At 67.0% G+C, this 25,890-nt stretch carries 22 protein-coding genes; 12 read left to right on the forward strand and 10 right to left on the reverse strand.

What is annotated here, in order from left to right; all coding sequences use genetic code 11:
- The first annotated feature begins 38 nt into the window (after positions 1-38).
- Positions 39-1,103 carry a mechanosensitive ion channel family protein gene (locus ACPV3N_RS07270; RefSeq protein ID WP_440116157.1) on the forward strand — a complete coding sequence of 355 codons (1,065 nt, stop codon included), beginning with the start codon at positions 39-41 and terminating at the stop codon, positions 1,101-1,103.
- Here the strand turns inward: ACPV3N_RS07270 and ACPV3N_RS07275 are convergent.
- Positions 1,100-3,442 carry a CDC48 family AAA ATPase gene (locus ACPV3N_RS07275; protein ID WP_440116159.1) on the reverse strand — a complete coding sequence of 781 codons (2,343 nt, stop codon included), beginning with the start codon at positions 3,440-3,442 and terminating at the stop codon, positions 1,100-1,102. The genes ACPV3N_RS07270 and ACPV3N_RS07275 overlap by 4 nt on opposite strands.
- Before the next feature lie 322 nt (positions 3,443-3,764).
- On the opposite strand from ACPV3N_RS07275, the gene ACPV3N_RS07280 reads away from it, so the two are divergent.
- The 5 genes from ACPV3N_RS07280 (at position 3,765) to ACPV3N_RS07300 (ending at position 8,515) form a co-directional block, all read left to right on the forward strand.
- Positions 3,765-4,484, forward strand: a complete 720-nt coding sequence (locus tag ACPV3N_RS07280; protein ID WP_440116161.1) for a CoA transferase subunit A — start codon at positions 3,765-3,767, stop codon at positions 4,482-4,484.
- A 5-nt stretch (positions 4,485-4,489) separates the two neighbouring features.
- Positions 4,490-5,365: a hypothetical protein gene (locus ACPV3N_RS07285; RefSeq protein WP_440116163.1), complete on the forward strand. Its 876-nt coding sequence runs from the start codon at positions 4,490-4,492 to the stop codon at positions 5,363-5,365.
- Between the two features lie 13 nt (positions 5,366-5,378).
- Positions 5,379-6,014 carry a CoA transferase subunit B gene (locus tag ACPV3N_RS07290; protein WP_440116165.1) on the forward strand — a complete coding sequence of 212 codons (636 nt, stop codon included), beginning with the start codon at positions 5,379-5,381 and terminating at the stop codon, positions 6,012-6,014.
- A 94-nt stretch (positions 6,015-6,108) separates the two neighbouring features.
- Positions 6,109-7,239 carry an NAD(P)H-dependent flavin oxidoreductase gene (locus ACPV3N_RS07295; protein WP_440116167.1) on the forward strand — a complete coding sequence of 377 codons (1,131 nt, stop codon included), beginning with the start codon at positions 6,109-6,111 and terminating at the stop codon, positions 7,237-7,239.
- Between the two features lie 4 nt (positions 7,240-7,243).
- Complete coding sequence (locus tag ACPV3N_RS07300; RefSeq protein ID WP_440116169.1) at positions 7,244-8,515, forward strand: spinster family MFS transporter; 1,272 nt, start codon at positions 7,244-7,246, stop codon at positions 8,513-8,515.
- Here the strand turns inward: ACPV3N_RS07300 and metK are convergent, their stop codons facing one another.
- The 6 genes from metK to hisS all read right to left on the reverse strand — a co-directional run bounded on the left by metK (position 8,516) and on the right by hisS (position 15,544).
- Positions 8,516-9,751, reverse strand: coding sequence for a methionine adenosyltransferase (metK, locus tag ACPV3N_RS07305; RefSeq protein WP_440116171.1), 1,236 nt, complete (start codon positions 9,749-9,751; stop codon positions 8,516-8,518).
- Positions 9,752-9,804: 53 nt separating this feature from the next.
- Positions 9,805-11,382 (reverse strand): apolipoprotein N-acyltransferase, encoded by a 1,578-nt coding sequence (gene lnt, locus ACPV3N_RS07310; protein ID WP_440116173.1) that lies wholly within the window; start codon positions 11,380-11,382, stop codon positions 9,805-9,807.
- 23 nt (positions 11,383-11,405) lie between these two features.
- Positions 11,406-12,164, reverse strand: coding sequence for a DUF4167 domain-containing protein (locus ACPV3N_RS07315; protein ID WP_440116175.1), 759 nt, complete (start codon positions 12,162-12,164; stop codon positions 11,406-11,408).
- Between the two features lie 239 nt (positions 12,165-12,403).
- Complete coding sequence (prmC, locus tag ACPV3N_RS07320) at positions 12,404-13,240, reverse strand: peptide chain release factor N(5)-glutamine methyltransferase (RefSeq protein ID WP_440116177.1); 837 nt, start codon at positions 13,238-13,240, stop codon at positions 12,404-12,406.
- 10 nt (positions 13,241-13,250) lie between these two features.
- Positions 13,251-14,321: a peptide chain release factor 1 gene (prfA, locus tag ACPV3N_RS07325; RefSeq protein WP_440116179.1), complete on the reverse strand. Its 1,071-nt coding sequence runs from the start codon at positions 14,319-14,321 to the stop codon at positions 13,251-13,253.
- Positions 14,318-15,544: a histidine--tRNA ligase gene (gene hisS, locus ACPV3N_RS07330; protein WP_440116181.1), complete on the reverse strand. Its 1,227-nt coding sequence runs from the start codon at positions 15,542-15,544 to the stop codon at positions 14,318-14,320. Before hisS ends, prfA begins: the two co-directional genes overlap by 4 nt.
- Before the next feature lie 92 nt (positions 15,545-15,636).
- On the opposite strand from hisS, the gene ACPV3N_RS07335 reads away from it, so the two are divergent.
- Together ACPV3N_RS07335 and ppa are read left to right on the forward strand one after the other, a co-directional pair.
- Complete coding sequence (locus ACPV3N_RS07335; protein WP_440116183.1) at positions 15,637-17,595, forward strand: M61 family metallopeptidase; 1,959 nt, start codon at positions 15,637-15,639, stop codon at positions 17,593-17,595.
- Positions 17,596-17,653: 58 nt separating this feature from the next.
- Entirely contained in the window at positions 17,654-18,190 is a 537-nt protein-coding gene (gene ppa, locus ACPV3N_RS07340) for an inorganic diphosphatase (protein WP_440116185.1), read from the forward strand.
- A 3-nt stretch (positions 18,191-18,193) separates the two neighbouring features.
- Here ppa and ACPV3N_RS07345 read toward each other — a convergent pair whose 3' ends face one another.
- The 3 genes from ACPV3N_RS07345 to ACPV3N_RS07355 are packed head-to-tail and all read right to left on the reverse strand — an operon-like array spanning position 18,194 to position 21,352.
- Positions 18,194-19,585: a mechanosensitive ion channel domain-containing protein gene (locus ACPV3N_RS07345; RefSeq protein ID WP_440116187.1), complete on the reverse strand. Its 1,392-nt coding sequence runs from the start codon at positions 19,583-19,585 to the stop codon at positions 18,194-18,196.
- Positions 19,582-20,925, reverse strand: a complete 1,344-nt coding sequence (locus tag ACPV3N_RS07350; RefSeq protein ID WP_440116189.1) for a TldD/PmbA family protein — start codon at positions 20,923-20,925, stop codon at positions 19,582-19,584. The genes ACPV3N_RS07345 and ACPV3N_RS07350 overlap by 4 nt, the downstream gene beginning before the upstream one ends.
- Positions 20,926-20,983: 58 nt before the next feature.
- Positions 20,984-21,352, reverse strand: a complete 369-nt coding sequence (locus ACPV3N_RS07355) for a hypothetical protein (protein ID WP_440116191.1) — start codon at positions 21,350-21,352, stop codon at positions 20,984-20,986.
- A gap of 195 nt (positions 21,353-21,547) precedes the next feature.
- Between ACPV3N_RS07355 and lptB the strand changes: the two genes are divergently transcribed.
- The 4 genes from lptB to ACPV3N_RS07375 all read left to right on the forward strand — a co-directional run bounded on the left by lptB (position 21,548) and on the right by ACPV3N_RS07375 (position 25,695).
- Entirely contained in the window at positions 21,548-22,333 is a 786-nt protein-coding gene (lptB, locus tag ACPV3N_RS07360) for an LPS export ABC transporter ATP-binding protein (RefSeq protein WP_440117474.1), read from the forward strand.
- An 8-nt stretch (positions 22,334-22,341) separates the two neighbouring features.
- On the forward strand, positions 22,342-23,799 hold the full coding sequence (rpoN, locus tag ACPV3N_RS07365) for an RNA polymerase factor sigma-54 (RefSeq protein WP_440116193.1): 1,458 nt from the start codon (positions 22,342-22,344) through the stop codon (positions 23,797-23,799).
- 235 nt (positions 23,800-24,034) lie between these two features.
- Positions 24,035-24,730 (forward strand): response regulator transcription factor CtrA, encoded by a 696-nt coding sequence (gene ctrA / locus ACPV3N_RS07370; RefSeq protein ID WP_259960391.1) that lies wholly within the window; start codon positions 24,035-24,037, stop codon positions 24,728-24,730.
- Positions 24,731-24,924: 194 nt separating this feature from the next.
- Positions 24,925-25,695 carry a sulfite exporter TauE/SafE family protein gene (locus tag ACPV3N_RS07375; protein ID WP_440116195.1) on the forward strand — a complete coding sequence of 257 codons (771 nt, stop codon included), beginning with the start codon at positions 24,925-24,927 and terminating at the stop codon, positions 25,693-25,695.
- Positions 25,696-25,890 lie beyond the last annotated feature (195 nt).

Below are 25,890 nucleotides of genomic sequence, written 5' to 3' on the forward strand. Positions count from 1 at the left end.
GTTGCCAGCGACCCGCGTGACCCATTAGGGCCGCTCGCATGTTTCGCGAATTCGAACTTCCGGACTACTCGATCGACTGGCCGGCCGCAGGACAAGCTGCGGCCGTCGGCATTGGCGCGATCCTGCTCGCGGCAGTGCTTCACCGCACGGTGTTCGGGATCCTGCGCCGGCTCGCCGCCCGCACCGAGACGGGCACCGACGAAATGATCCTCGATACGCTGCGCAGCCCGACGCGGTGGGCCGCGGTCGCGATCGCGATCGCTCTGGCAGCCCAGGTCGACGCGACGATCGCGGCCGGCTGGCTGGCTGTCGGGCCCTTTGTCGTCCCTGCCCTGATCGGCTGGATCGCCTTTTCGCTGGTCAAGGCGTTCGCGGCGGCGCTCGATTACAAGGCGGAAACCTCGACCGACCTTGCCGCCGCGCGCAGCCGGCGGACCCGGGTGGCCATCCTTTCGCGCACGGCAACCTTCGCGATCGCGTTCGTGACGGTCGGACTGATGCTGTTCCAGCTCCCCGGCGTGAAGCAGGTCGGTGCGACGCTGCTCGCCTCGGCCGGTCTCGCCGCCCTAGCGGTCGGCGCGGCCGCGCAACCGGCCCTGAAATCGCTGATCGCCGGGTTGCAGATGGCGTTGACGGAGCCGCTTCGGCTTGGCGATCTCGTTTCGATCGACGGCCACACCGGCCGGGTCGAGGAAATCCGGATGAGCTTCATCGTCGTGCGGATGTGGGACGAGCGCGCCGCGATCGTGCCAACCAGCCGCTTCCTCGACAACAGCTTCGAAAACTGGTCCCGCGTGAACGAGATGCTGACCGGGCCCGTCTACCTTCAGCTTGCGCCCGAGGCGCAGGTCGAGCCGATACGCGCCGAGTTCCTGCGCTTCGTGGCTTCGCGACCCGAATGGGACGAACGCACAGCCGCGCTGGTCATGACCGAAGCCCGCGCAGGGTCCGTCGAGTTGCGCCTCGCGATGAGCTCGGCAACGATCGGCGGCCTGTTCGACTTGCGCTGCGCAGTGCGCGAACACATGCTCGACTGGCTCCGGCGCGAGCAGCCCCAGGCCCTGCTTCACGCCGCCGTGGCGGCCGAGGGCGCGCGCGCCTAGCTCTCCTTCCGGTCGACCACGGCCGGGGCGTGCTTGTGCTCGCGCGTGGGCTCGAGCATCCCTTCGCTGATGAAGCCGATGCTGGTGCCGATTTCCGCCGCGCGCTTTTTCAGCTCGCCACGCATCTTCTTGTATTCCTCTTCCATCTTCGGCGTGACCGTGGCGCGCGAGTCTTCGAGCGCCTCGGAAAAATCCTTTGCCGAGACCTCGGAAACCTCGCTGCCGACCCGGCGCAGGGCGTTCAGGCCGGCGCGGCGCACCACGTCCTCCAGATCGGCGCCGGTGAAGCGTTCGGTTTCCGCTGCGACCTTGCCGAGATCGACGTCGGGCCCAAGCGGCATGTTGCGCGTATGGATGCCGAGGATCATTTCGCGTCCCGCCTTGTCGGGGGTCCCGACGTAAACCAGTTCGTCGAACCGCCCGGGCCGAAGCAAAGCGGGATCGACAAGCGTGGGACGATTGGTCGCCCCGATGACGACCACCGACTGGAGTTCCTCGAGCCCGTCCATCTCGGCGAGGATCGTGTTGACGACCCGGCCCGTAACCTGCGGTTCTCCTTGCGCCGATCCGCGCGCGGGTACCAGACTGTCGATCTCGTCGATGAACAGCACGCACGGCGCGACCGACCTCGCTCGCTGAAACAGGCGGGCGATCTGCTGCTCGCTTTCGCCGTACCATTTCGACAGAAGATCCGAGCTCTTCATCGATATGAAGTTCGCTTCGGCTTCCTTCGCCACCGCCTTCGCGAGCAGGGTCTTGCCGGTCCCCGGAGGGCCATAGAGGAGAAAGCCCTTCGCGGGCCTGATGCCCAGGCGGCGAAAGGCGTCCGGGTTCTTGAGCGGAAGTTCGACCCCTTCCTTGAGCTTGTCGATCGCCTCGGTGATCCCGCCGATGTCCGCCCAGCCGACATCCGGCACCTGGACCATGACCTCGCGCATCGCGCTGGGCTGGACGCGTTTCAGCGCCTCGAGGAAGTCCTCTCGGCCGACGTAGAGCTCCTCGAGCACTTCGGGGGGAACCTCGCGCGCGTCGAGGTCGAGCTTTGGCATGATCCGCCGGACCGCCTCGATCGCCGCCTCGCGCGCGAGGGCGGCGATGTCGGCGCCGACGAAACCGTGCGTGGTCCTGGCGAGTTCGCCGAGGTCGACCTTGTCCCCCAGCGGCATGCCGCGGGTGTGGATGCTCAGGATCTCGCGCCGCCCCTTTTCGTCGGGCACTCCGATCACGATTTCGCGGTCGAACCGGCCGGGCCGGCGCAACGCCTCGTCGATCGCGTCGGGCCGGTTCGTTGCCGCGATGACGACGATGTTGGAACGAGCTTCCAGCCCGTCCATCAGGGTCAATAGCTGTGCGACGAGGCGTTTTTCAGCCTCGCCCGGAGTCTGGCTTCGTTTTGGCGCGATCGAATCGATCTCGTCGATGAAGATGATCGCGGGCGCGCTCTTGGCGGCTTCCTCGAAAACCTCGCGCAGGCGCTTCTCGCTCTCGCCGTATCCCGAGCCCATGATCTCGGGCCCGTTGATGGTGATGAAATGCGCGTCGCTCTCGTTGGCGACCGCCTGGGCAAGGCGGGTCTTGCCGGTCCCCGGCGGGCCGTGCAGCAGCACGCCCTTCGGCGGATCGACGCCAAGGCGGGTGAACAGCTCGGGATAGCGCAGCGGCAGCTCGACCATCTCGCGCAGCTGCTGGATCGTGTCGCCGATGCCGCCGACGTCGTCGTAGTTGACCACGGCGCGGCCGTCGCGCGGTTCCTCGAATTCGCTGCGCAGTTCGACTTCGGTATTCTCGTCGATATGGACGATGCCCTTCGGCGCGGTCGACACGACCGACAGGCGGATCTGCGTCAAGGCATAGGCGGGCTGGTTGAACATCCGGCGCACTTCGGGCGGCATGTTGTTGACCGGCTGTTGCCCGGTCGTCGCGACGATGTCCCCCGCCACCAGCGGCTTGCGAAAGAAATTGCGCTGCAGCGCCTGGGTTGGTCCCTGCAGGCGCATCTCGCGTTGGGCGGGGGCGAAGACGACCCGGGTCGCAGGGCGCGATTCGGCCACGCGAATGACGACGTGTTCGCCGCTGCCGACCTCGGCGTTACCGCGCTGGAGCCCGTCGAGGCGGATCACCTCGAGCGCCTGGTCCTCGTCATACGCGGGCGCAGCAATCGCCGCGGTCGTGCGCTTGCCGGCGATCTCGACCACGTCTCCTTCGGTGATGCCCAGCGACTGAAAGGCGCTGCGCGGCATGCGCGCGATGCCCTGACCGCTTTCTTCCTGGCGCGCCGCTGCGACCTGCAACCGGATCGTTCGTTCGTCTCCCGCCGGCCCGGCGTCCGCATCGGCCATGTCTGGGTCCCCTTCCTCGTCGATTGGTATCGTGCCCCCTTCAGCTAGGAAGCGGGTTGCTCTTTGCCAATGAACGGGCGGCGATTCGGTGCCGGGGAGAAGGGATCCGCCGGAGACAAAAAAAGACCCGGGGGACGAACCCGCCGGGCCTTGGAAGTCTTGGGAGAGGATGCCTGAAAGGCAAGAGGGGATATGTTGCACTGCGGCACATTGTGCAAGTGCGAAAAAAACATGGGAAGTTGCAATTTCCTCAACCCAATCAGCCGGATCGCGTTCGTCCAGCCTCGTGACAGAGGGAGTTTCGCGGGCTAAGCCGTCCGCGATGAACAAACTCTACCCGGACGCCGCCGCCGCGCTTGACGGCATTCTCAGGAACGACATGCTGATCGCCAGCGGAGGCTTCGGTCTCTGCGGCATTCCCGAGCGGCTGCTCGACGCCATCCGCGACAGCGGGGTCACTGGCCTCACGTTTGCCAGCAACAACGCGGGTATCGACAACGAGGGTATCGGAAAGCTTCTGCGCACCAAGCAGGTGAAGAAGATGATCTCGTCCTACGTCGGAGAGAACAAGGAATTCGAGCGGCAATTCCTTTCGGGCGAACTCGAAGTCGAATTCTGCCCCCAGGGAACCCTGGCAGAGCGCATGCGCGCAGGCGGCGCCGGCATTCCGGGCTTCTACACCAAGACGGGCGTGGGCACGAAGGTCGCCGAGGGCAAGGAGACGAAGGTCTTCGGAGGCCCCAACGGGCCCGAGGGGTACATCCTCGAGCGCGGAATCTTCGCCGATCTGGCGATCGTGAAGGCATGGAAGGCCGACGAGACCGGCAATCTCGTGTTCCGCAAGACCGCACGCAACTTCAACCTGCCCGCTGCGACCTGCGGCAAGGTTTGCGTGGTCGAAGTGGAGGAAGTGGTTCCGGTCGGCAGCCTCGACCCTGACTGCATCCACTTGCCCGGGGTCTACGTCCAGCGGATGATCGTCGGGGCGCCTTACGACAAGAAGATCGAGTTCCGCACCGTGCGCGAGCGCGAGGCGGCGTGAGGCCCATGGCCCGCTCGGGCCGAACCCGGAGGGCCGGCGCGGCATTGTTCGCGCTCGCTGCCGCGCCGGCGCTCTCGGGCTGCGTCGCGGCGGCGGCGCTGCCAGTTCTCGCCGCGGGGGGAGTGATGAAGGCCAGGACCGACGGCGTGCCGGTATCCCCGGCCGCGCAGACCGGAATGGCCGCAGATGAGGGCTCCCCGGTCGCTTCGTCGCGCCCGGTCGCAAGCCAGGGCACCGAAACCGGCTATCGCCTCACCGCTCTGACCGAATTGCCCGTGCCCACGAGCGGCGGACCTCGCTCCGCAATCTCCCCCGACGGGCGCACGAAGGGGTACACGGCCTTCGCGGATTATGCCGCCATGCACGCCGCGCAACCGGTCATCGGGACACAGCGCCATTCTGCCATGCTCGCGGATCCGACCGTCATGGTCCCGAACACCCGGGAATGTTCAGTGCAGCCCGCGAGCGTGCTCATCGATCTCGACCCGGGCCAGTCCGCCTTCGATCCGGGGGCAAGAAAGCCCGCGGAACCCGATCTCGCGCGCCGCCTCGCCGCCCTGCGTGACATGGGCGTGATTATCGGCTGGGTGTCCGGCCACACGGCAGACCGGGCCGGCATGGTGCGCGCAGCCTTGCGCCAGAGCGGTCTCGATCCGGACGGCCGCGACGAGCTCGTCCTGTTGCGCTTCCCCGAGGAGCGAAAGCAGACCCGCCGCGATGACTTCGCGAAGAGCCATTGCGTCCTGGCAATTGCGGGCGACGAGAAGGCGGACTTCGACGAGCTTTTCGCCTATCTGCGCGACCCGGCGCTCGCCCTGCCGCTCGACAAACTGATCGGGGCCGGATGGTTCATGGCCCCGCCCCCACTCGCAACCAATTGAGGATTGAACACAGATGCCCTGGACCCGCGACGACATGGCCGCCCGCGCCGCCCGCGAACTGAAGGACGGCTACTACGTCAATCTCGGCATAGGCATCCCGACGCTGGTGGCGAACCACATTCCGGACGGAATGCACGTCACGCTGCAGAGCGAGAACGGCATGCTGGGGATCGGCCCGTTTCCCTACGACGACGAGGTCGATGCCGACCTTATCAACGCCGGCAAGCAGACGATCAGCGAACTGCCGCACAGCGCCTATTTCGACAGCGCGGCCAGCTTCGCCATGATCCGGGGCGGGCACATCGATCTGACCGTGCTCGGCGCGATGGAGGTGTCCGAAGGCGGCGATATCGCTAACTGGATGATCCCCGGCAAGATGATCAAGGGCATGGGCGGGGCGATGGACCTGGTCGCCGGGGTCAAGAAGATCATCGTGGTGATGGAGCACACCGCCAAGGATGGCAGTCCCAAGTTCATTCCCGAATGTACCCTGCCGCTGACCGGCCGGAACGTGATCGACATGATCGTGACCGATCTCTGCGTGTTCCAGCGCCCGGATCACGGAAGCCCCTTCCGGCTGGTCGAACTCGCTCCCGGCGTCACCGCCGAGGAAGTCGCGGCGAAGACGACGGCGCATTACGAAAGCTGATCCCACCGGCGCGAGGAACCGCTTGCCCGCCCGGGGTCAATCGTAGCACAGTGTTGCGCGTGTCACGGGCATCGATGTCCCCGCGGGAGAGGTAATGGATAATCGCGCCTGCGCGCTTACCGGCGCGGAGTTTCCGCTGTTCGCATTCAGCCATTGCCGCGACGTCGTCGCCGCGGTGAGCAAGGCGGGCGGCTTCGGCGTGCTGGGCGCGACCCGGTTCAGCCCCGAGCAGCTCGAAGAAGAGCTCGCTTGGATCGATGCTCACGTCGACGGGGCGCCCTACGGGGTCGACGTGATCGTCCCCGAGACCATCGATCCCAGGGTCGCAGGCCTAAAGGACAACGCCACGCGGGCTGCCGCGATCGATCCGAAGTACGCCGAGTTCGCCGCCGACCTGCTTGCCCGGCATGGCGTCGAGACGGGCCGAACCGTCGCCCCTCTGCGCGAACGGATGGGCATCACGCCCGAAAACGGGATGGCCCTGATGGAGGTGGCATTTCGCCACCCGATCCGCCTGATCGCCAACGCGCTGGGCATCGCGCCGCCCGAGATGATCGCCGAGGGCAAGCGCCGCGGGGTCGCGGTCGCCGCCCTTGTCGGTGCGAAGGAACACGCATTGCGGCAGGCGCAGGCGGGCGTGGACATCATCGTCGCGCAGGGAGGCGAGGCCGGAGGGCACTGCGGCGAGGTATCGACCCTCGTGCTGATCCCCGAGGTGGTGCGCGCACTTCGAAATTGCGGCCACGACACACCGGTACTGGCGGCCGGGGGTATCATGACCGGCGGCCAGATGGCTGCGATGATGGCGGCAGGGGCGGACGGCGCATGGACCGGCAGCGTCTGGTTGGCGACCCCGGAGAGCGAGGCGAGCGAGGCCTTCCGGCAGAAGATGGTCGCGGCGCGCAGTCGCGACACGGTCCGCTCGCGCAGCCGCACCGGGAAGCCGGCGCGCCAGCTGAAGACTGCGTGGCATGAAGCCTGGGATGACGAGCACGGCCCGGGAGCCTTGCCCATGCCGCTGATGGGCATGATCTCCGAGCCCGCGCTCGCACGGGTCGAGCGCGCCGCCGAAACAGGCAACGAGCGCGCGCGCGAACTGGTGACCTATTTCGTGGGACAGGGCGTCGGACTGGTGGAAGAAATCCGGCCGGCCCGCGCGGTGGTCCAGGCCTTCCGCGAGGAATACATCGAGGCTGTCGAGCGGCTCTCCGGTTCGCTCGGCTGACCCGATGAAACGCTGGCGCCGTTCGTCCCCGCGGTTCGCGCTGTTCCTCATCACGCTCGTCGGGCTGATAGGCTTCGTCGACCGGATCGTCGTCAACGCCCTGGTCGAACCGCTCAAGGCCGAATTCGGCCTGTCGGACCAGCAGATCGGGCTTCTCGGCTTTGCCTATTCCGCTCTCAACATTGCTCTTGGCGTGGTCATCGCCCGCTATGCCGAAAGCCGCCGGCGGCTGACGTTCACTGCGGTGGGCACCTTGATGTGGTCGATCGCGGCGACTGCATGCGGTTTCGTCCAGGGATGGTACCAGCTCCTCGCCGCCCGGATCGCGGTGGGCGTAGGCGAGGCGGTCGGGCTTCCGGCCAACCAGTCGCTCGTCGCCGACTACTTCCCGCCCAATCGGCGCGCGACGGCGATGTCAGTGCTGCTGCTGGCAGCGCCGCTCGGCGCCTTCGTTGGACTGGCCGGAGGCGGCTTCATCGCGCAGATCTGGGGCTGGCGCTGGGCGTTCATAGTCACAGGCGTTCCGGGGATCCTGATCGCGGGGGTGATCTGGCTCTTCCTCAAGGAGCCCGTGCGCGGCGGTCACGATGCCGCGACGGACGGTTCGGTCCCCCCGATCGGAGCCGTCGTCAGGCGCTTTATCGAACTGCCGAGCGCGCGCCACCTGGTGATCGGGTCGGCCCTTGGGTCGATGATCGGGTTGGGGCTGATCGCATTCCTTTCGGCGCTGCTGACCCGCCGGTTTGGACTGCCGGTCGGCGAGGCGGGGCTGACCACGGCGCTGATCTCGAGCATACCGGCCGCGATCTCGACGATCGCGGGCGGGATCATCGCCGACCGGCTCGCGCCGCGTTTTCCGGCGTCGTACGCGCTCGTGCCGGCGGTGAGCCTCCTCGTGGCCGCCCCGCTCTACCTGATCGCCTTCACGCGCGGCGACCTTGCGCCGTTCGTCGTCTTCACGATGCTGGCTGCGGTGCTGCAGTTCAGCTTTCTGGGCGTGACGGTCGGCACTTTGCAGAACATGATGCACCCGCGGATGCGGGCAACCGCGAACGCGTTCACCAACATCTTCGGCGGCCTGATCGGCGGCATGGGGCCTGTCGTCATCGGCACGCTGAGCGACCGGCTCGCCGCCGCAGGCCTCCCTTCGCATCTCGCTCTCGGCCACGCGATGGCGGGCGCTGCGCTGCTGTCCTTATGGGCGGCCGCGCACTATTTCCTAGCCGCGCGCACGGTGGCCGCGGACATGGCCCGCGTGCGCGAAGGGAGGATCTGACTAGCCGAGCGCTGCCTTGAGCGCGTCGACGAGGTCGGTCTTCTCCCACGGGAAGTTATCGCCCGATGCCTGCCGGCCAAAATGGCCATAGGCCGCGGTCTTGCGATAGATTGGCTTGTTGAGGCCGAGTCCCTCGCGGATGCCGCGCGGGGTCAGGCCGCCCAGCCTCTCGCCCGCGACCTGGGTGATCGCCTCCTCCAGCTTCTCGTCCGCGACGGTGCCGGTGCCGTGGGTATCGACGTAGAGCGACAGCGGCTGCGACACGCCGATCGCGTACGCGACCTGGATCGTGCAGCGGCTGGCAAGGCCCGCCGCCACCACGTTCTTGGCAAGATAGCGCGTGACGTAGGCCGCCGAGCGGTCGACCTTCGTCGGGTCCTTGCCGCTGAAGGCGCCGCCGCCGTGAGGAGCCGCCCCGCCATAGGTGTCGACGATGATCTTGCGCCCCGTCAGGCCGGCATCACCATCCGGGCCGCCGATCTCGAACGAGCCGGTCGGGTTGATGTGATAGACGGTCTCGTTCGTCAGCAATTCGCGCGGGAGCACGTCGGCGACCACGCCGCGCACGTAATTGTCGAGCTCGGCATAGAGCTTCGGATCCGCATGCTCGCCCTTGAGGCAGTATCCCCGCTTGTGCTGGGTCGAGACGACGATCGCGGTCGCCGCGACGGGCTTGCCGCCGGCAAATCGCAGCGTGACCTGGCTCTTGGCGTCCGGCTCGAGAAATGACGCGGTTCCGTTCTTGCGATCCCGGGCCATGCGCTCAAGGATCTTGTGACTGTAGTCGAGCGTCGCCGGCATCAGGTCGGGCGTCTCGTCGCAGGCGAAACCGAACATGATTCCCTGGTCACCCGCGCCCTCGTCCTTGCTGTCGGCTGCGTCGACTCCCTGCGCGATATGCGCGGACTGGGGGTGGAGGTTGTTCGAGAAGTGGAGCGTCTTCCAGTGGAAACCGGACTGCTCGTAACCGATATCGCGGACGACCGCGCGCACCGTGTCCTCGATTTCGTTCTCGACGCCCGGTGCCCAGTTGCCATCCTTGTCCATGATCCCTTCGCCGCGAATCTCGCCCGCGAGGATGACCTTCTGCGTAGTCGTCAGCGTCTCGCAGGCGACCCGGGCCTGCGGGTCCTTCGTCAGGAAGAGGTCGACGATGGCATCGGAAATCTGGTCGGAAACCTTGTCGGGGTGGCCCTCGGAAACCGATTCAGACGTGAAGAGGAAGTCGGAACGCATGGTGTGTCGGGACCCCATATAAGGAAAGCTTTATGTCTGGATGCGGACGCGGACTAGCGACCCCTCCGCCGCCTGACAAGCAACGAAAGCGAAATCAGCAATGCGGCCCAGCCAAGCGGCAGGAGATTGCCGGCCTGCGCAAACCAGGTCGGAGCCAGCGGCGGCGGCACGCGGCCGTCGATCCGGCCGCCGGTAAAGCTTGTCGGCAGGTGGGCACGCACCACGCCGCGCGCATCGATCACGCCGCTGATCCCGTTCACCGTGGCGCGAAGGACCGGCAGCCCTTCCTCGATCGCCCGCATCCGAGCCTGCGCGAAGTGCTGCGGCGGCCCGAAGGATCCGAACCAGCCGTCGTTCGACGGATTGAAGATGAAGTCGGGCCGGTCGCTCCGGTCGACGACCTGGCCGGAAAAGACAATCTCGTAGCAGATCTGCATCCCCACCCGGCCCAAGTTCCCGAGATCGACCGTGCGCGGTCCCGGGCCCGGGATGAAATCGATGCTGCCGGCCACCAGCCGGGTCGCGCCGAGCGGCTCGAGCAGCCAGCGCAGCGCCAGGTATTCGCCGTAAGGGACGAGGTGCGCCTTGTGATAGCTGCCCACGAATTCGCCGTTCGCGTCGAGCGCGGTCACGGCGTTGTATGCACCGACCGCCTGGCCGCCCTTGACTTCAAGGTCCACCGCGCCGGTCAACAGGACGCTGCCTTCCCCTATCGTTTCGGCGATGCGACTGCGGGCAAAATCGGGGTCCCCGCCCGCGGTCGTCGCGAGGTAATAGCGCTTCGGGTACCCGGGCCGCAGGTAATCGGGCAAGCCGGATTCTGGCCAGAGCACCAGCCGCTCACCCCCGTCCCTCCGCGGCGCGGTGAGGCGGGCCAGCGTCTGGAACTGGTTCTCATACTCGGTCGGATCGTCGATCTCGGCTTGCCGGAAACCCGGCTGGATCAGCGTGAATTCGAGGGTGCCCTCGGGGCTGGCCGGGCCCGGCAGGTACATGCCCACCGCCAGCAGAGTGAAGACGGCCGCGATGCGGGCCCAGGCGCGAGCAGCCCCCAACACTGCAAGGCCGCCCGCGACGAGCGCCACGAGGCCCGACAGCGCATAGGTCCCCAGCCACGGAAGCAGCGCAGCGAGGCCCGGCCGGTCGAACGGACCCAGGAATACCAGCCCCAGCGGATCCCAGGCATAGCCGGTGAAGACCCAGCTCCGCAGCCACTCGGCAACCGCCCATGCGCCGCCAAAGGCGATTCCGAGCGGCAGGGGCGCGGTGCCCCCCGCCGCTCGCGCGAGCGCCGCTGCGATCGCGGGATAGACCGCGAGATACATGGCGAGCAGCGGGACCGCGATCCAGCCGAGGAAAGCGGGCATCTCCGACTGGTGAGTGAAGGCGGCCGCGATCCAGTTGTTGGCGAAAGTGAAATGCGCGGCGCCGAACAGCCACCCCAGTCCGGCGGCCTGCTTCCATCCGCGGGTTTGGGCGAGCAGGCCGACAAATCCCCCCACGCCAGCAAGCGCGAGCGGCCACAGCCCGAGTGGCGGGAAACCCGTCGCGGCCAGCAGTCCGAAGCCGATCGCGGCGAGCCGGGGATGCGCCGCGAGCGCGGCCCACACACGGGTTGGCCAGTCTTTCACGGCCCCTGCCCGGCCCTACGCGGTCAGCCGACGGCCTTCAGGCTCTCGCCGTCCTCGCCCGCATCGTCCGCAGCGGGACGGCGGCGGCGCGGCGGAAGCTTGCGCTTGGGCTTTTCCTCCGCCCCCGACGGCTCGTCGCTGCCGGAGATCGACGGCGGCAGCGCCGATGCGTCGATCTCACCTGCGTCGCCGGCGACATTGTCCTCGCGGTTCGCAACACGCCGACCACGGGGGCGACGGGCATCGGTGGCCGGTTCCTTCTGCGGGCGGCCTCGATCGCGATCACCCCGGGTGAAGGGATTGGCGCCGGAATCGAAATCGTCGGCGTCGTCGTCCGCATCGGAGCTGTCGTTGCGCGAACGGCCCTCGTCCGTGTCGTCGCGGCGATTGCGGCCACGCTGGCGATCGTTGCGATCGCCGCCACGATCGTCACGCCGGTCGTTGCGCCCGCCATGGCGCCCTTCGTTCTGCCGCGACGTATCGAAATCTTCCTCGTCGCCATCGTCGTCGTCCGAGCCGTCACGGCGGTTTCCACCACCGCGGGCCTCGTCCTGACGCGCCTTGTTGTCCGCGATGACGCGGAAATAGTGGTCAGCGAACTGGAGATAGTACTCGGCCTGCACCCGGTCGCCATTGTGCGCGGCGTCCTGCGCAAGCTTCTTGTACTTGTCGAGCAGCTGCGGCGCGTTGCCCCGCGCCCGGCTGTCGATGCGATTCTGGTTGCCGCCGCCCTGCTGGCGATTGCCGCGCCCGCGGCGGCGATTGTTGCGATTGTTATTCAAGGAAAAACGCTTCCTTCTGAGTGGCTGCCCGAACTGTCCCGGTTCGATCTGCTGCCGCGTGACCCCTTATCGCCGCGACCCGACATGGATGCGCGGTGCCCCATTTGCCCTGTCCAGCGGGCTTCGCACCCGGACGGCCTAGCAAATGTCGGAGCTAGACCCGGCCGGTGAGGCGCATGCCATGACCGGTGGGTCTGCACCCGAGTTAGACATCGTGCACCCGTTTGCCAAGCCCTAAGTCAGTTACGCCGGAGGATAACCGCCCGGGGACGGCCAGCGAGGTCCCGGCGAAGCACGCTTACGAACCCCGACGCAGCGGCGATTCCCGTTACCGCCTCGGTCTGTGCGTGACCGATCTCGAGCACCGCGATCCCGCCCGGTTCGAGGAGCAAGGGCAACTGCGGAATGAGCGCGCGGTAATCGTCCAGCCCGTCCTTCCCGGCGAACAGCGCGGTGGCAGGCTCGTAATCGCTCACATCGGATTCGAGCGGCGCATCCTCTTCGACATACGGCGGGTTCGCCACGACGAGGTCGAACCGGCCGAGGCCCGCGTGCCAGCAATCCAGGTTCCAGTCTGCCTGCACGATCCGGCACCGAGCCGCCAGGCCCAGCCGTTCGGCGTTCTTGAGCGCGATCGCGCAGGCCGGCGCGCTGGCGTCGATTCCGACACCGTGCACCCCCCTCCAGTGATCGAGCAGCGCGAGCAGCAATGCGCCCGACCCGGTGCCGAGATCGAGTATCTTCGCGGGCGGTGGTCCACCGGCGAAGCTCTCTATTGCAGCATCCACGATCGTCTCGCTGTCGCCTCGGGGGATCAGAACCGCCGGCGACACGCAAAGCGTCAGGCCGCGAAACTCCGCCTCGCCGAGAATATATGCGACCGGCTCGCGGCGCATCCGCCGGTCGACGAGGTGCCCCCATCCCGACGGGACCTCGTCGGCCATCCGCCGCAACAGCATCTCGCTGCGACCGACCCCGAGCAGCCCGGCCATCAGCAGCTCTGCATCGAGCCTCGGGGTATCGCTGGTCGCCGCCAGCGCCTCGGTCGCATCCGCAATCGCGCGCCGGACGCTCATGGGGGTCGGTTCACTCACCGAGGGCGGCGAGCCGCTTGGCCTCGTCCTCGGCGGTCAAGGCGTCGACAAGTTCGGCAAGGCCGGGCCCTGCGAGCACTTCATCGAGCTTGTGCAGCGTCAGGCCGATACGGTGATCGGTCACGCGGCCTTGCGGAAAGTTGTAGGTGCGGATGCGTTCCGACCGGTCGCCCGATCCTACCATGGCCCTGCGCGCCTCGGCCTCGGCACCCTGGGTCGCCTCCCGCTGCGCCTCGTAAAGGCGTGCACGCAGGACCTGCATCGCCTTTTCCTTGTTCTTGTGCTGGCTGCGCGCGTCCTGGCAGGTCACGATCGTGTTCGTCGGCAGGTGGGTGATGCGCACCGCGCTGTCGGTCGTGTTGACGTGCTGCCCGCCCGCCCCGCTGGCGCGATAGACGTCGATCTTGAGGTCCCTGTCCTCGATCTGGACGTCGACCTCGTCGGGCTCGGGCAAGACGGCGACGGTGGCGGCGGAAGTATGGATGCGCCCGCCGCTCTCGGTCACCGGCACGCGCTGGACACGGTGGACACCGCTTTCGAACTTCAATTTGGCGAACACGCCCGAACCGGCGACGTTGGCGACGATTTCCTTGAAACCCCCGATGTCGCTCGCGTTCATGCTCACCGGCTCGACCCGCCAGCCCTGCTCCGCCGCGAAGCGCTCGTACATCCGGTAGAGGTCGGCAGCGAACAACGCCGCCTCGTCGCCGCCCGTGCCGGCGCGGATTTCGAGCATCGCCGGGCGCGCATCGGCGCTGTCTCGCGGCAGCATCGCGATGGCGAGTTGGCGCTCGGCAACCGGCAGTTCGTTGCGCAGCCGCATGATCTCTTCTTCGGCGAGTGCCTTCATGTCGGGATCGGCATCGTCCAGCGTTTCAAGCTCTGCCAGCTCGCCGCGCATCGTACGGACCCGTTCTGCCAGCCGCACGATGGGTTCAAGCTCGGCATAATCGCGGCTCGCGGCGACGAACGCCTCGCCCTCCAGCGTGCCCGAGGCGAGACGCGCCTCGAGCTCGGCGAAGCGATGCGCGATCTGGTCGAGCCGTTCGGCGGGGATGGTCAAACTCGCGACCTCAGGAATGCGTTCAGGCGGGAATCGTCCTCCTCTTGCGACATTCCGTAATAGCCATCCGCCCCCACTCTCAGAATGGCGCGCGGCCCTTGCTTCACTGCCTTGTCGTAGCGCTTCTTTGGTGAGCCGGACGCGATCATGTCGGAAACGAATCCCGCCGTCCGCAGATCCGCCAGCAAGGCATTCGCCGCAGGCAGGCCAGCATCGTCCTCGAGCAAAATCATGGCTTCCAGCTGCTCGCCGGGTCGTTCCCCGACCAGCATCGCCAACCGCTCGATTCCAGCCGCCCAGCCGACCGCGGGGGTGGGCGCGCCGCCGAGGCTTTCCATCAGGCCGTCGTAGCGCCCCCCGCCAAGCACGGTGCCCTGCGCGCCGAGGCGGTCGGTAACGAACTCGAACGCAGTGTGACGGTAGTAGTCGAGGCCCCGCACCAGTGCCGGGTCGCGCTCCCATGCCACCCCTGCGGCATCGAGGCCCGCCGTCACCCTGGCGAAGAAATCCTGCGCCTCTTCGTACAGGTAGTCGTCGATCTTCGGCGCATCGGCCACGAACGCCCTGTCGCGCGGATCCTTGCTGTCGAGGATTCGCAACGGGTTCTTCTCGAGCCGCTCCTGCGAATCCTCGCTGAGTTCGCCCTTCACGGCGCGGAAGTGCTCGACCAGCGCGGCCCGCCACGCCTCGCGGCTGTCGCCGTCGCCGAGCGTGTTGAGGCGCAGCGTCACGCCGTCTGAAATGCCAAGCTCCTTCAAAAGCTGGTCGGCCATCGCCAGCAGCTCGACGTCGGCCTGTGGCTCGCCCGCGCCGATGATCTCGGCGTCCAATTGGTGGAACTGGCGGTAGCGGCCCTTCTGCGGGCGCTCATAGCGGAAGAGGGGCCCGTGCGTCGCGACCTTCAAGGGCGCGTGCTGCTGCCAGCCATCGGTGATGAATGCGCGGGCGATGCCCGCCGTGAACTCGGGGCGAAGGGTCAGGCTTTCACCGCCGCGGTCCTCGAACGAATACATCTCCTTCGAGACGATGTCCGTCGTCTCGCCGATCGAGCGCGCGAACACCTCTGTCCGTTCGAATACGGGCATCTCCACCCGGCGGAAGCGGTACAGCTTGCGAACGCGTTCGAAGGTCTCGACCACGTACGCGAAGGCCTCGGCCTCGGCGCCGAATATGTCCTGCGTTCCGCGGATTGCTTGCGGGGTCTTGCCGGCTGGGTTGCTCATCGCCCGCGCCGTTAGCGCGTTCGTCGGTCCCATGAAAGCCGCTCGTCGAGCCGTGGCTTGCCACGGATGGGCCGTTCACGCATGGGCGCGGCATGAAATTCGCCCTCGCGGTCGCCCCGCTCGCCCTTCTCGCCTTTTCCGCTCCCGTCCTTTCGCAGGGTTCCCCGCAAGACAGGTCGGCGCCGGTCGCGGCCGCGGTAGAGGATCGAACGCCGATGCCCGCGGACACCGCCTGGCCGGGCGGGACGATCGACCTTTCGATCGACGCGAGCGATACCCGCCGCGGTCTCTACCGCGTCACGCAGACGATCCCCCTCGCCCCCGGGACCGAGGCGGTGACGCTGCTCTATCCCGAGTGGCTGCCGGGCAATCACGCCCCGCGCGGACCCATCGCACTGATCAGCGACATCCGCTTCCTGGCCGACGGCAAGCCCGTCGCCTGGCGGCGCGATCCGCTGGACGTCTATGCCTTTCACGTCCCGGTGCCCCGCGGCACGCAGACCCTCGTCGCGCGCTTCGTCCACACCTCGCCTCTCGCCTCGAGCGAAGGGCGCATCACGATGACCCAGGAGATGCTCAACCTCCAGTGGGAGAAAATGAGCCTTTATCCCGCCGGGCACTACACCCGGCGCATCGCGGTGAAGCCCACGGTCAGGTTTCCCGCCGGCTGGACCGCTTATACTGCACTCGACGGGAAGAAGATCACCGGTGACGCCGTGACCTGGGCGACGACCGATTACGAAACGCTCGTCGATTCGCCGATCTTTGCCGGCGCGCACGCGAAGAGCTGGGAGATCGGCCAGAACGTTCGCCTCAACGTGGTGGCCGACAGGCCCGCCCAGCTCGCGCTCGCGCCGCAGAACCTGCAACAGTTCAGGGATCTCGTCACCGAGGCAGACGCATTGTTCGGCGCCCGCCATTTCGATCACTACGATTTCCTCCTTGCGCTAACCGAGCGGATGGGCGGCATCGGTCTGGAGCATCATCGCTCGTCCGAAAACCAGTACGAGCCGACTTCCTTCACCAACTGGGACGCGATGGACTGGGACCACAACGTGGTCGCACACGAGCTCGTGCACAGCTGGAACGGCAAGTTCCGCCGGCCGGCCGACCTGTGGACCCCCGATTACCGCACCCCGATGCAGGGATCGCTGCTGTGGCTCTACGAAGGCCAGACCCAGTTCTGGGGCTGGGTGCTGGCCGCACGGTCGGGGCTGCAGAACAAGGACACGATCCTCGGCACGATCGCCCGTTCGGCGGCCTATTATGCCGAAGGCCAGCCGGGGCGCGCCTGGCGGGATGTGGGCGATACGACGAACGACCCCGTCATGGCTGCGCGGAAGCCCCATCCCTATCCGTCGCTCGAACGCAGCGAGGACTACTATACCGAGGGCGCGCTGACCTGGCTCGAGGCGGACCAGATCATCCGCAGGGGCACCGAGGGCGCAAGGGGCCTCGACGATTTCGCCCGGTCGTTCTTCGGCACGCCCGGCGGGTCGTCCGAGGGAGATTGGGGCCAGATCACTTATACCTTCGACGATGTCGTTGCGGCGCTGAACGGGATTTACCCCTATGACTGGGCCGATTTCGTGACCACGCGCCTGCTGACGCCGGGCCAGCCGGCACCGCTCAAGGGCATCGAGATGGCGGGCTATCGTCTGGTCTGGCGGGATGTGCCCAACCCGTTCGACAAGGGACGGATGGAACACGCGAAATCGCTCGACCTCACCTATTCGCTTGGGTTCGCGCTCGACAAGGAAGGGGATGTCACCTCGGCCCTGTGGGACGGTCCCGCGTTCGATGCCGGCATCGTGAAGGGTGCGCGAATCGTCGCGGTAGACGGCGAAGCCTATACGCCCGACACGCTCAAGGCGGCCATCACCGGTGCTGCCGGCACGAAGAAACCGATCGAACTGCTGGTCAAGCGGGGAACGAGCTTTGCGATTGTCCCGATCGCCTATCACGGCGGCCTGCGGTGGCCGTGGCTCGAAGCGGCGTCTTCCGGGGAGCAACCGCTCGACCGCCTGCTCGCCCCGCGCAGGGCACGCTGAATCGATCGGCCTCATACGTGTTGCGATGCAATATGAGCGCGCGTAAGGGCCGCGCATCATGCAGATCGACAAGATTCCCGTGGGCGACAATCCGCCCGAAAGCCTGAACGTCATCATCGAGGTCCCGACCGGCGGCGAGCCGGTGAAGTACGAGTTCGACAAGGACAGCGGTGCGCTGTTCGTCGACCGTATCCTCCACACCCCGATGCGCTACCCGGCGAACTACGGCTTCGTCCCGCATACCCTGTCGCCCGACGGCGACCCGCTCGACGCGCTGGTGATCGCGCGCAGCCCGTTCATCGCAGGCTGCGTCGTGCGGGCGCGTCCGATCGGGGTTCTCAACCTCGAGGACGAACATGGCGGTGACGAAAAGCTCATCTGCGTGCCGATCGACACGACATTCCCGTACTACTCCGACGTAGCCGAACGCCAGGACCTGCCCTCGATCATCTTCCAGCAGATCGAGCACTTCTTCACCCACTACAAGGACCTCGAGGCCGAGAAGTGGGTGCGCGTTGGCGCCTGGGGCGATGCCACCGAGGCGCGCCGGATCGTCGAGGAATCTATCGAGCGGGCGAAGGCCGCGAAGGTCTGAACCCTATTCGACCGGCTTGCTCGCATCGAGCAGGTCGCGTTCCTGTTCGCTTCCGGCCGTCCGCCGCTCGTCCTCGACCATGTCTGCGACTTCCTCCGTAGGGGTCACGTCCTCGTCGGCGGCGGTGGAAGAGGCCGGGGCGGGCGCCCGCGTGTCGGGCCTTTGTCCGTGCGGCGTATCGCCCCAAGCGATCTCGGAGAACGGCAACGGGTCCGTCCGCGCGTCGAAGCGCAGGCGGTATATCGGTTCGGGCAGGGCGAATCCCCCTTCCTCGAGCGCGGCCTTGACTGCCGCGATCGCGCGGCTGCGGGCCTTGTACCAGTCGGCCTCGGTCTGGTCGATCCAGCCGAGAAACCGGATAACGATGTTCGAATCGCCCACCTCCTCGGTGCGCGCTTCCGGCGCGGGGTCCGACAGGACGAACGGCAATCCGGCAAGCGTCTCCCGGCCCAGCCCGCGGGCGGCATCGGGATCGTCGTCGGCATCGATCCCGAGAACGAAATCGAACCTCCGCTTCGGATTGCGGGTATAATTGAGGATGGTCGCCTTGAAGACGTTGGCGTTAGGAATGCGCAGGTGGTTGCCGTCGAGCGTCATCAGCACGGTGGCACGGCTGGTGAGGCGGATCACCCTGCCCTCGGACCCGTCGATCACCACGTGGTCGTTCGCCCGGAAAGGCTGGCGCAGCGAAAGCATCAGCGACGCGACGTAGTTTTCGATCGTGTCGCGCATCGCGAACCCCAGCGCGATCCCGACCAGGCCCGCCCCGCCCAGCACCGCGCCCAGGAGCGCGGTCGCCCCGATGATGTCGAGTGCGACCACCAGCCCTCCCACGACGAACGCAAATCGGATCGCGCTGGCAATCAGTTCGGCGAGGAACGAGTTCGGTGCGATCCGGTGCCAGAGTGCGCCCACTCCGGCGAGAAGGTAGCCGGCAAGAGAGATCGCCAGCCAGACTCCGAGGGCGAGGCCGATCAGGGGCAACATCCGGGTGAAACCCGCGATCCTGTCGGCCAGGCTGCCGACGGCCGCCCCGGTATCCAGCGAGACGTCGCGCTTGAGCCGGTTCTCGATCGTCGCCACTCCCGAAATCCGCCCCGCGATCGCTTCCGCACGGCTGATGTCGCTGTCTTCGGGGACGGTGCCCGACAGCGTCACCACGCCCTCACGCACCGCGACATCGACCTCGGAGAAAGCCGGCAGTTCGCCAAATATGCCTGCAAGACGCCGGGCGATGCGGTCGTCGGAACCCGCCTCGGAGGTCGCTTCGATCGTTGGGCTCGGCGTGGCGGCCGGGCTGCCAGTGGGGTCCGTGCCGAATGCCGGAAGCGCTCCGGCGACCGGGCCCGCGATGCAGGCGAACAGGACCAGCAAGGACGCAACCGCCGCCCTCACCCGCCGGCCACCGTCATGCCGTCGACCCTCAGGCTCGGGGCGTTGATCGCCCGCCATGACTCCGCATCGTTCGCTACCCGCATGCCGGCGAACATCGCCAGCAGATTACCGGCGATCGTGAAGCCTGCCACCGGTCCCTCGATCCGCCCGTTGACGATGCGCCGGCCTGCCGCGCCGCGGCTGTAGTCGCCGGTCACCGGATTGACCCCCTGCCCGATCAGGTAGTCCACGAGGACGCCGTCGGCGATGTCAGCGATCAGCTCGCTCAGCGTCTCCTCTCCTGCGTGCAGGTCGACGTTCGAGGTTCCCACGCCCGGCGCCCCGCTGCCCCCCCGGGACGCGTGGCCGGTCAGCGGCAGTCCGAGCTGGGCCGCGGACGCGACATTGGTCAGCCACCCGGTGACCCGGCCTTCCTCTACGAGAGTGCGCGGCATACAGGCGATCCCTTCGCCATCGAACGGACGCGAGCGCAGCCCGCGGGCCTTGAGCGGGTCTTCGACGATGCGGATGCCCGGGGCGAACAGCACTTCGTGCTCCCGTCCGGCAAGAAAGCTCGCCTTGCGTGCGATCGAGGGGGCACCGATCGCGCCGATGAGGTGACCGACGAGCGAAGCCGACACGCGCCGGTCGAAGACCACCGGAACGGCGCCGCTACGCACCGATGCCGGCGTTAGCCGCGCAACGGCGCGCTCCCCCGCCAGCCTGCCGACGTCGGCCGCTTTCGGGAGGTCGGCCGCGTGGCGCGCGCTGCGCATCGCGTAATCGCGCTGCATCCCTTCGCCTTCGCCAGCGATCACGCTTGCGGACAGGCTGAAGGCCGTGCCGCCGTAGTGGCCCGCGAAACCGGCGCTGGTCACCAGCGCAGCGTGGGCGCGGGTCGCGCTTGCGGACCCCCCTTCGCTGTTGGTCACGCCGTGTACCGTGCGCGCGGCATCCTCGACTTCCAGGGCCTTCGCACGCAGATCTTCCGGGGTCGGCTCCGCACTGTCCGCTATCGCTAGATCCGGGAATGAGCCCGACGCGAGAGCTTCGGCGGGTGCGATTCCCGCATAGGGATCTTCGGGCGCCAGCCGGGCCATTGCAACGGCCCGCTCAGCCAGTTCCTCGATTCCCGCAGCCGACAGGTCGGCGCTCGACACGCTGGCGGACCGGCGGCCCACGAAGGCGCGCAGTCCGACCTCGCGCCCCTCGGACGCGTCGACGTCCTCGAGCGCGCCCAAACGAACGGCGACTCCCCGGGACACGCTGGCGCGCCCGACCGCGTCTGCCGCATCGGCGCCATGACGGCGGGCAGCAGCGACAAGCGCCTCGGCGGCATCGAGCAACGCGCTGTAATTCATGGATCGCCGCTAGGGGGCGAGGCGGCGCGCGGCAAGCACGCGTCGAACTGCAAGCCGGTCAGACCGTCGCCGCGATCAGCCTGAACAGGGCCGTCAATGCAAAGGGCAACCCGATCGCAAGCGCCCAGAGGTAGGCCTGATCGCGGCGGTACGCCGATCTGAGCGCGGGATCGGCCGCCGCTTCGTCGGAAATCTTCATCCATCGCCCTTCGAACATCCGGCACGCCGGGATGATCGCGGCGACCAGAACGACGAGGGCAAGATAGGGAAGGAGCGAGGCAGAGCCCGCCTTCAGCGCATGGACGGTGACGAAAATCTGCAGGCCGGTATAAACCAGCAGGGCATAGGCGATGTTGTCGCTCATCCGCTTGCGCCAGTCGAGCTTGCGCGGGTGCGCGTCACGGGTGCGATCGACCGCCTTGGCCATGAGCCGTTTCTCCCAGGTCCTCTCTCCGCCGCGAAGTATTCCAGATTGCCGGAGCCGCGGCAAGGGGCGGCAATCTCCCGTGCTGTCGTCCCCCGTCGCGCCAGTTCGTCCCGAACCATGCACGAACCCTGCCAACTGCGCGCGGGGGGGGCTTTTCAGTCGGGCGTGGGATGCTACACGCTGGTCGCGATGAGCATGCTCGACCCCGACACGACGCACAAGCCGGCCCCTGCCGCTGACGCCAACGCGCCGCTTCCCAACGGAGGGCTCGAGGTAATCTCGATCGCCAAGAGTTACGACAAGCGATCGGTCCTCACCGATATCTCGCTCACCGTGGGCAAGGGCGAGGTCCTGGGCCTCTTGGGTCCGAACGGAGCCGGCAAGACCACCTGCTTCTATTCGATCATGGGCCTGGTCCGGCCGGATTCGGGCCGCATCCTGATGGACGGCGAAGATGTCACCAAGCTGCCGATGTACCGCCGCGCGGTTCTCGGCCTCGGCTATCTGCCGCAGGAAACGAGCATCTTTCGCGGCATGACGGTGGAACAGAACATCGCTTGCGTGCTCGAGCTGGTCGAGCCCGACAAGGAGACGCGCGAGGCCGAACTCGACCGGTTGCTCGACGAATTCGGCCTGACGCGGCTGCGCGAAAGCCCGGCGATGGCGCTGTCGGGCGGCGAGCGGCGACGCTGCGAGATCGCCCGCGCGCTGGCGGCGAAGCCTTCGATCATGCTGCTCGACGAACCGTTCGCGGGCATCGATCCCCTGTCGATCAGCGACATCCGCGACCTGGTGAAGGACCTCAAGACCCGCGGCATCGGAGTTCTGATCACCGACCACAACGTGCGCGAGACGCTCGAGATCGTCGACCGCGCCTGCATCATCTACGGCGGCCAGGTCCTGTTCGCGGGCACGCCCGAGGATCTCGTCGCCGACGAGAACGTGCGGCGGCTTTATCTCGGCGAGAACTTCACGCTGTGATCTGACCGATGGCACTGGGTCCCCGTCTCGATCTCAGGCAGTCGCAATCACTGGTCATGACCCCGCAGCTGCAGCAGGCAATCCGCCTGCTCGCGCTGTCGAACCTGGAACTCGAGGCCTTCATCGGCGAAGCGCTCGAGGCCAACCCGTTGCTCGAAACAGGCGATCTGCGGCGCGAAGAGGCAGCCGATACCCCGCTCGAGACTATGCCATCGGAGGCCGGTGCCGACTCGGCGGGCGACGGAGAGGCGGCGCTTGACCTCGACCCCGCCGCGCTCGACCGCGACCGGGACACCGGAGACGCCGACTGGAGCGCGGCTCCTGCATCGCCGGGTGGCGACGAGGGGCCATCGATTAACGAGCGGGAAGACCGACGCGGTCCGACGCTGGCAGAGCACCTCCATGCGCAGATCGGGGCGGCGGCGCGCGACGGGCGCGAGGAGTTCATCGCCCGCGCGCTGATCGACCAGCTCGACGAGGCGGGGTATCTGACGCTCCCGGCCGGCGAAGTCGCTGCCGCGCTGGCGGTACCCGTGGCCGAGGTCGAGCGTGCGCTCGGGATCGTCCAGACGCTCGACCCCACCGGTGTCGGCGCGCGCGATCTTTCCGAATGCCTCGCGCTCCAGGCGAAGGAAGCCGACCGCTACGATCCCTGCATGGCCCGGCTCATCGACAACCTCGAACTGGTCGCGCGCGGCGATGTCACCCGGCTCAAGCGCCTGTGCGAGGTCGACGACGAGGACTTCGCCGACATGCTTGCCGAACTGCGCGGTTACGATCCAAAGCCCGGATTGCGATTCGGCGGCGGCGGCGAGACCGCTGTGGTGCCGGACATCCTGCTGAAGCCTGTGGGCAAGGGGTGGGACATCACGCTCAACGAGGCGACCCTGCCGCGGCTGATCGTCAACCGCACCTACTACGCGCAGCTGCGCGACGGGGCGGGGGGCGACAAGGCGGCGAACGCCTGGCTGCGCGACCAGCTGGTCGAGGCGAACTGGCTATTGAAGGCGCTCGACCAGCGAGCGCGTACGATCCTGCGGGTCGCGGCGGAGATTGTGAAGCGGCAAGACGGCTTCTTCCGCAAGGGCGTGAGCGAACTCAAGCCACTGACCCTTCGCGCCGTCGCGGAGGAAATAGAACTGCACGAGAGCACGGTCAGTCGGGTGACCAGCAACAAGTACCTCGCGTGCCCGCGGGGAACGTTCGAACTGAAATACTTCTTCACCAGCGGGGTAGCCTCGGCCGACGGCGAGGGCGCCAGCGCCGAAGCGGTCAAGTCCGCGATCCGCCAGCTGATCGAGGCGGAGGATCCCAAGGCGATTCTCAGCGACGACACCCTGGTCGACCTGTTGAAGGGCAAGGGTTTCGACCTCGCCCGCCGCACCGTCGCTAAGTACCGCGAGGCGATGGGCATAGGCTCGAGCGTTCAGCGGCGCAGGGCCACGAAGCTCGCCGGGGTGCGCTAGGAAAAGTCGCGAGTGCACGGCAGGGGGGAAGTGCCGAGCCCGGGACATGCGAAGTCGGCTCGGACCCGGACAGATTCACCCAACCCACTGTTGCACAAAAGACTCGTTAATTTCCGGCGCTGCGCTTTACCCGTCGTTAACCTTTTTCCTTCAGATGTTTTGTGGTTAATCCACGGCAACTCCCGTTGACGGGTCGTTACCGCGGGGAATTGGGCACTCAGGGGGGAACCTGGCCATGCGCGTACTGCTGATCGAAGACGAGCCGACGACGGCCAAGGCGATCGAGCTCATGCTCACTACCGAGGGCTTCAACGTCTACTCGACCGATCTCGGCGAGGAGGGCTTGGACCTCGGCAAGCTATACGACTACGACATCATCCTGCTCGACCTGAACCTGCCCGACATGCACGGGTACGACGTGCTCAAGAAACTGCGCGTCGCCAAGGTGCAGACGCCAGTGCTGATCCTGTCGGGCATCAGCGAGATGGATTCGAAGATTCGCAGCTTCGGCTTCGGCGCCGACGACTACGTCACCAAGCCGTTCCACCGCGAGGAGCTGGTGGCGCGCATCCACGCGGTCGTGCGTCGCTCCAAGGGTCACAGCCAGTCGGTCATCCGCACCGGCAAGCTGGCGGTGAACCTCGACGCCAAGACCGTGGAAGTCGACGGCGCGCGGGTCCACCTGACCGGCAAGGAATACGCGATGCTCGAGCTGCTCAGCCTGCGCAAGGGCACCACGCTGACCAAGGAAATGTTCCTCAACCATCTGTACGGCGGGATGGACGAACCCGAACTCAAGATCATCGACGTGTTCATCTGCAAGCTGCGCAAGAAGCTTTCGCATGCCTGCGGTGGCGAGAACTACATCGAGACCGTCTGGGGCCGCGGCTACGTGCTGCGCGATCCGGGCGAAGAGGCCGAGGCGGCCTGACAGCCGCGAAATTACTGTTCCTTTTGGACGGGGGACGGCCGCCCGGAGTGTTCGCACTCCGGGCGGTTTTCGTTTGGCGTCCGCAGACTGGGGCCGGCCCTTCGCTCCTTTCCGAACGATAGCGGTAGAATTTCTTTCTGTCCGCCGGGAGGGCAGCGTAGCATCCGATGCCGGGCACCACGCGGAGCGCGGCTATGTTCGAGATAGGCAGTTTCGATCTCTGGGCGCTTCTGCCATTCATCGCGGTCGGCTTCGCTGCCCAGCTCGTCGACGGCGCTCTCGGCATGGCGTTCGGCGTCATCATGAACACTCTGCTCGTCGGCGTACTTGGCGTTCCGCCCGCCCTTGCATCGCAGCGGGTTCACGTGGTCGAGTGCTTCACTACCGCGACGAGCGGGCTGAGCCACCTGTTCCACCGCAACATCGACTTCAAGCTTTTCATGCGGCTGCTCGTGCCGGGTGTCCTGGGCGGCGTCACCGGAGCCTACCTGCTGTCGACTGTCGATGCGAGCACGGTGAAGCCCTTCGTCCTGCTCTATCTGGCCGGGATCGGGCTCTACCTGCTCGCAAGGGGTCTGCTCTACCCGCCCAAGCTGCGCGAGGCGAAGTATGTCGCGCCGCTCGGCCTGGTGGGCGGATTCCTCGATGCGGCGGGTGGAGGCGGCTGGGGGCCTGTCGTCACGTCCAACCTGCTGATCCAGGGCGCAGATCCGCGCAAGGTCGTGGGAACGGTAAACTCGGTCGAGTTCTTCCTGACCGTCGCCGTGTCAGCGACGTTCATCTATCACCTCGGCCTCGCGGATCTCGCGGGGGCCACGCTGGGGCTCCTGATCGGCGGACTGATCGCCGCTCCGTTCGGCGCGTACTTCGCCAAGCACCTGCCCGCCAAGTGGATGCTGATCGCGGTTGGAATCGTTCTCACGATCACGAGTTCCTACGGAGTCTGGAACGCCTGGCTCAAGTAACGGCAATCTTTCGCTGATTGCTGTCCCGATCCGGGAACGATCGGCCCGGGCATTGCCTGCAGCAGCCGAGGGGGTTGCCCGTGGCCCGATCATCCGAGATAACCGCCGCCGGGGAGGTGATCATGCCTGCAAGCGCGCGTACCTGGCAAATTCCGGCCCGCTTGCCCGCGCCGCCCTCGCGGCGCTGGTTGCTGG

It is taken from the genome of Tsuneonella sediminis, from assembly GCF_051912845.1.
GTDB lineage: Bacteria > Pseudomonadota > Alphaproteobacteria > Sphingomonadales > Sphingomonadaceae > Tsuneonella > Tsuneonella sediminis.

Excerpts from the sequence above, each read along its gene's own strand:
- ACPV3N_RS07350 (WP_440116189.1), bottom strand. The coding sequence starts at position 20,925 with ATGAATTACAGCGCGTTGCTCGATGCCGCCGAGGCGCTTGTCGCTGCT.
- ACPV3N_RS07300 (WP_440116169.1), top strand. The coding sequence starts at position 7,244 with ATGAAACGCTGGCGCCGTTCGTCCCCGCGGTTCGCGCTGTTCCTCATC.
- ctrA (WP_259960391.1), top strand. The coding sequence starts at position 24,035 with ATGCGCGTACTGCTGATCGAAGACGAGCCGACGACGGCCAAGGCGATC.
- ACPV3N_RS07295 (WP_440116167.1), top strand. The coding sequence starts at position 6,109 with ATGGATAATCGCGCCTGCGCGCTTACCGGCGCGGAGTTTCCGCTGTTC.
- ACPV3N_RS07375 (WP_440116195.1), top strand. The coding sequence starts at position 24,925 with ATGTTCGAGATAGGCAGTTTCGATCTCTGGGCGCTTCTGCCATTCATC.
- hisS (WP_440116181.1), bottom strand. The coding sequence starts at position 15,544 with ATGAGCAACCCAGCCGGCAAGACCCCGCAAGCAATCCGCGGAACGCAG.
- ppa (WP_440116185.1), top strand. The coding sequence starts at position 17,654 with ATGCAGATCGACAAGATTCCCGTGGGCGACAATCCGCCCGAAAGCCTG.
- ACPV3N_RS07335 (WP_440116183.1), top strand. The coding sequence starts at position 15,637 with ATGAAATTCGCCCTCGCGGTCGCCCCGCTCGCCCTTCTCGCCTTTTCC.
- ACPV3N_RS07270 (WP_440116157.1), top strand. The coding sequence starts at position 39 with ATGTTTCGCGAATTCGAACTTCCGGACTACTCGATCGACTGGCCGGCC.
- rpoN (WP_440116193.1), top strand. The coding sequence starts at position 22,342 with ATGGCACTGGGTCCCCGTCTCGATCTCAGGCAGTCGCAATCACTGGTC.
- ACPV3N_RS07285 (WP_440116163.1), top strand. The coding sequence starts at position 4,490 with ATGGCCCGCTCGGGCCGAACCCGGAGGGCCGGCGCGGCATTGTTCGCG.
- ACPV3N_RS07355 (WP_440116191.1), bottom strand. The coding sequence starts at position 21,352 with ATGGCCAAGGCGGTCGATCGCACCCGTGACGCGCACCCGCGCAAGCTC.
- ACPV3N_RS07290 (WP_440116165.1), top strand. The coding sequence starts at position 5,379 with ATGCCCTGGACCCGCGACGACATGGCCGCCCGCGCCGCCCGCGAACTG.
- prmC (WP_440116177.1), bottom strand. The coding sequence starts at position 13,240 with ATGAGCGTCCGGCGCGCGATTGCGGATGCGACCGAGGCGCTGGCGGCG.
- metK (WP_440116171.1), bottom strand. The coding sequence starts at position 9,751 with ATGCGTTCCGACTTCCTCTTCACGTCTGAATCGGTTTCCGAGGGCCAC.
- ACPV3N_RS07275 (WP_440116159.1), bottom strand. The coding sequence starts at position 3,442 with ATGGCCGATGCGGACGCCGGGCCGGCGGGAGACGAACGAACGATCCGG.
- lptB (WP_440117474.1), top strand. The coding sequence starts at position 21,548 with ATGCTCGACCCCGACACGACGCACAAGCCGGCCCCTGCCGCTGACGCC.
- ACPV3N_RS07280 (WP_440116161.1), top strand. The coding sequence starts at position 3,765 with ATGAACAAACTCTACCCGGACGCCGCCGCCGCGCTTGACGGCATTCTC.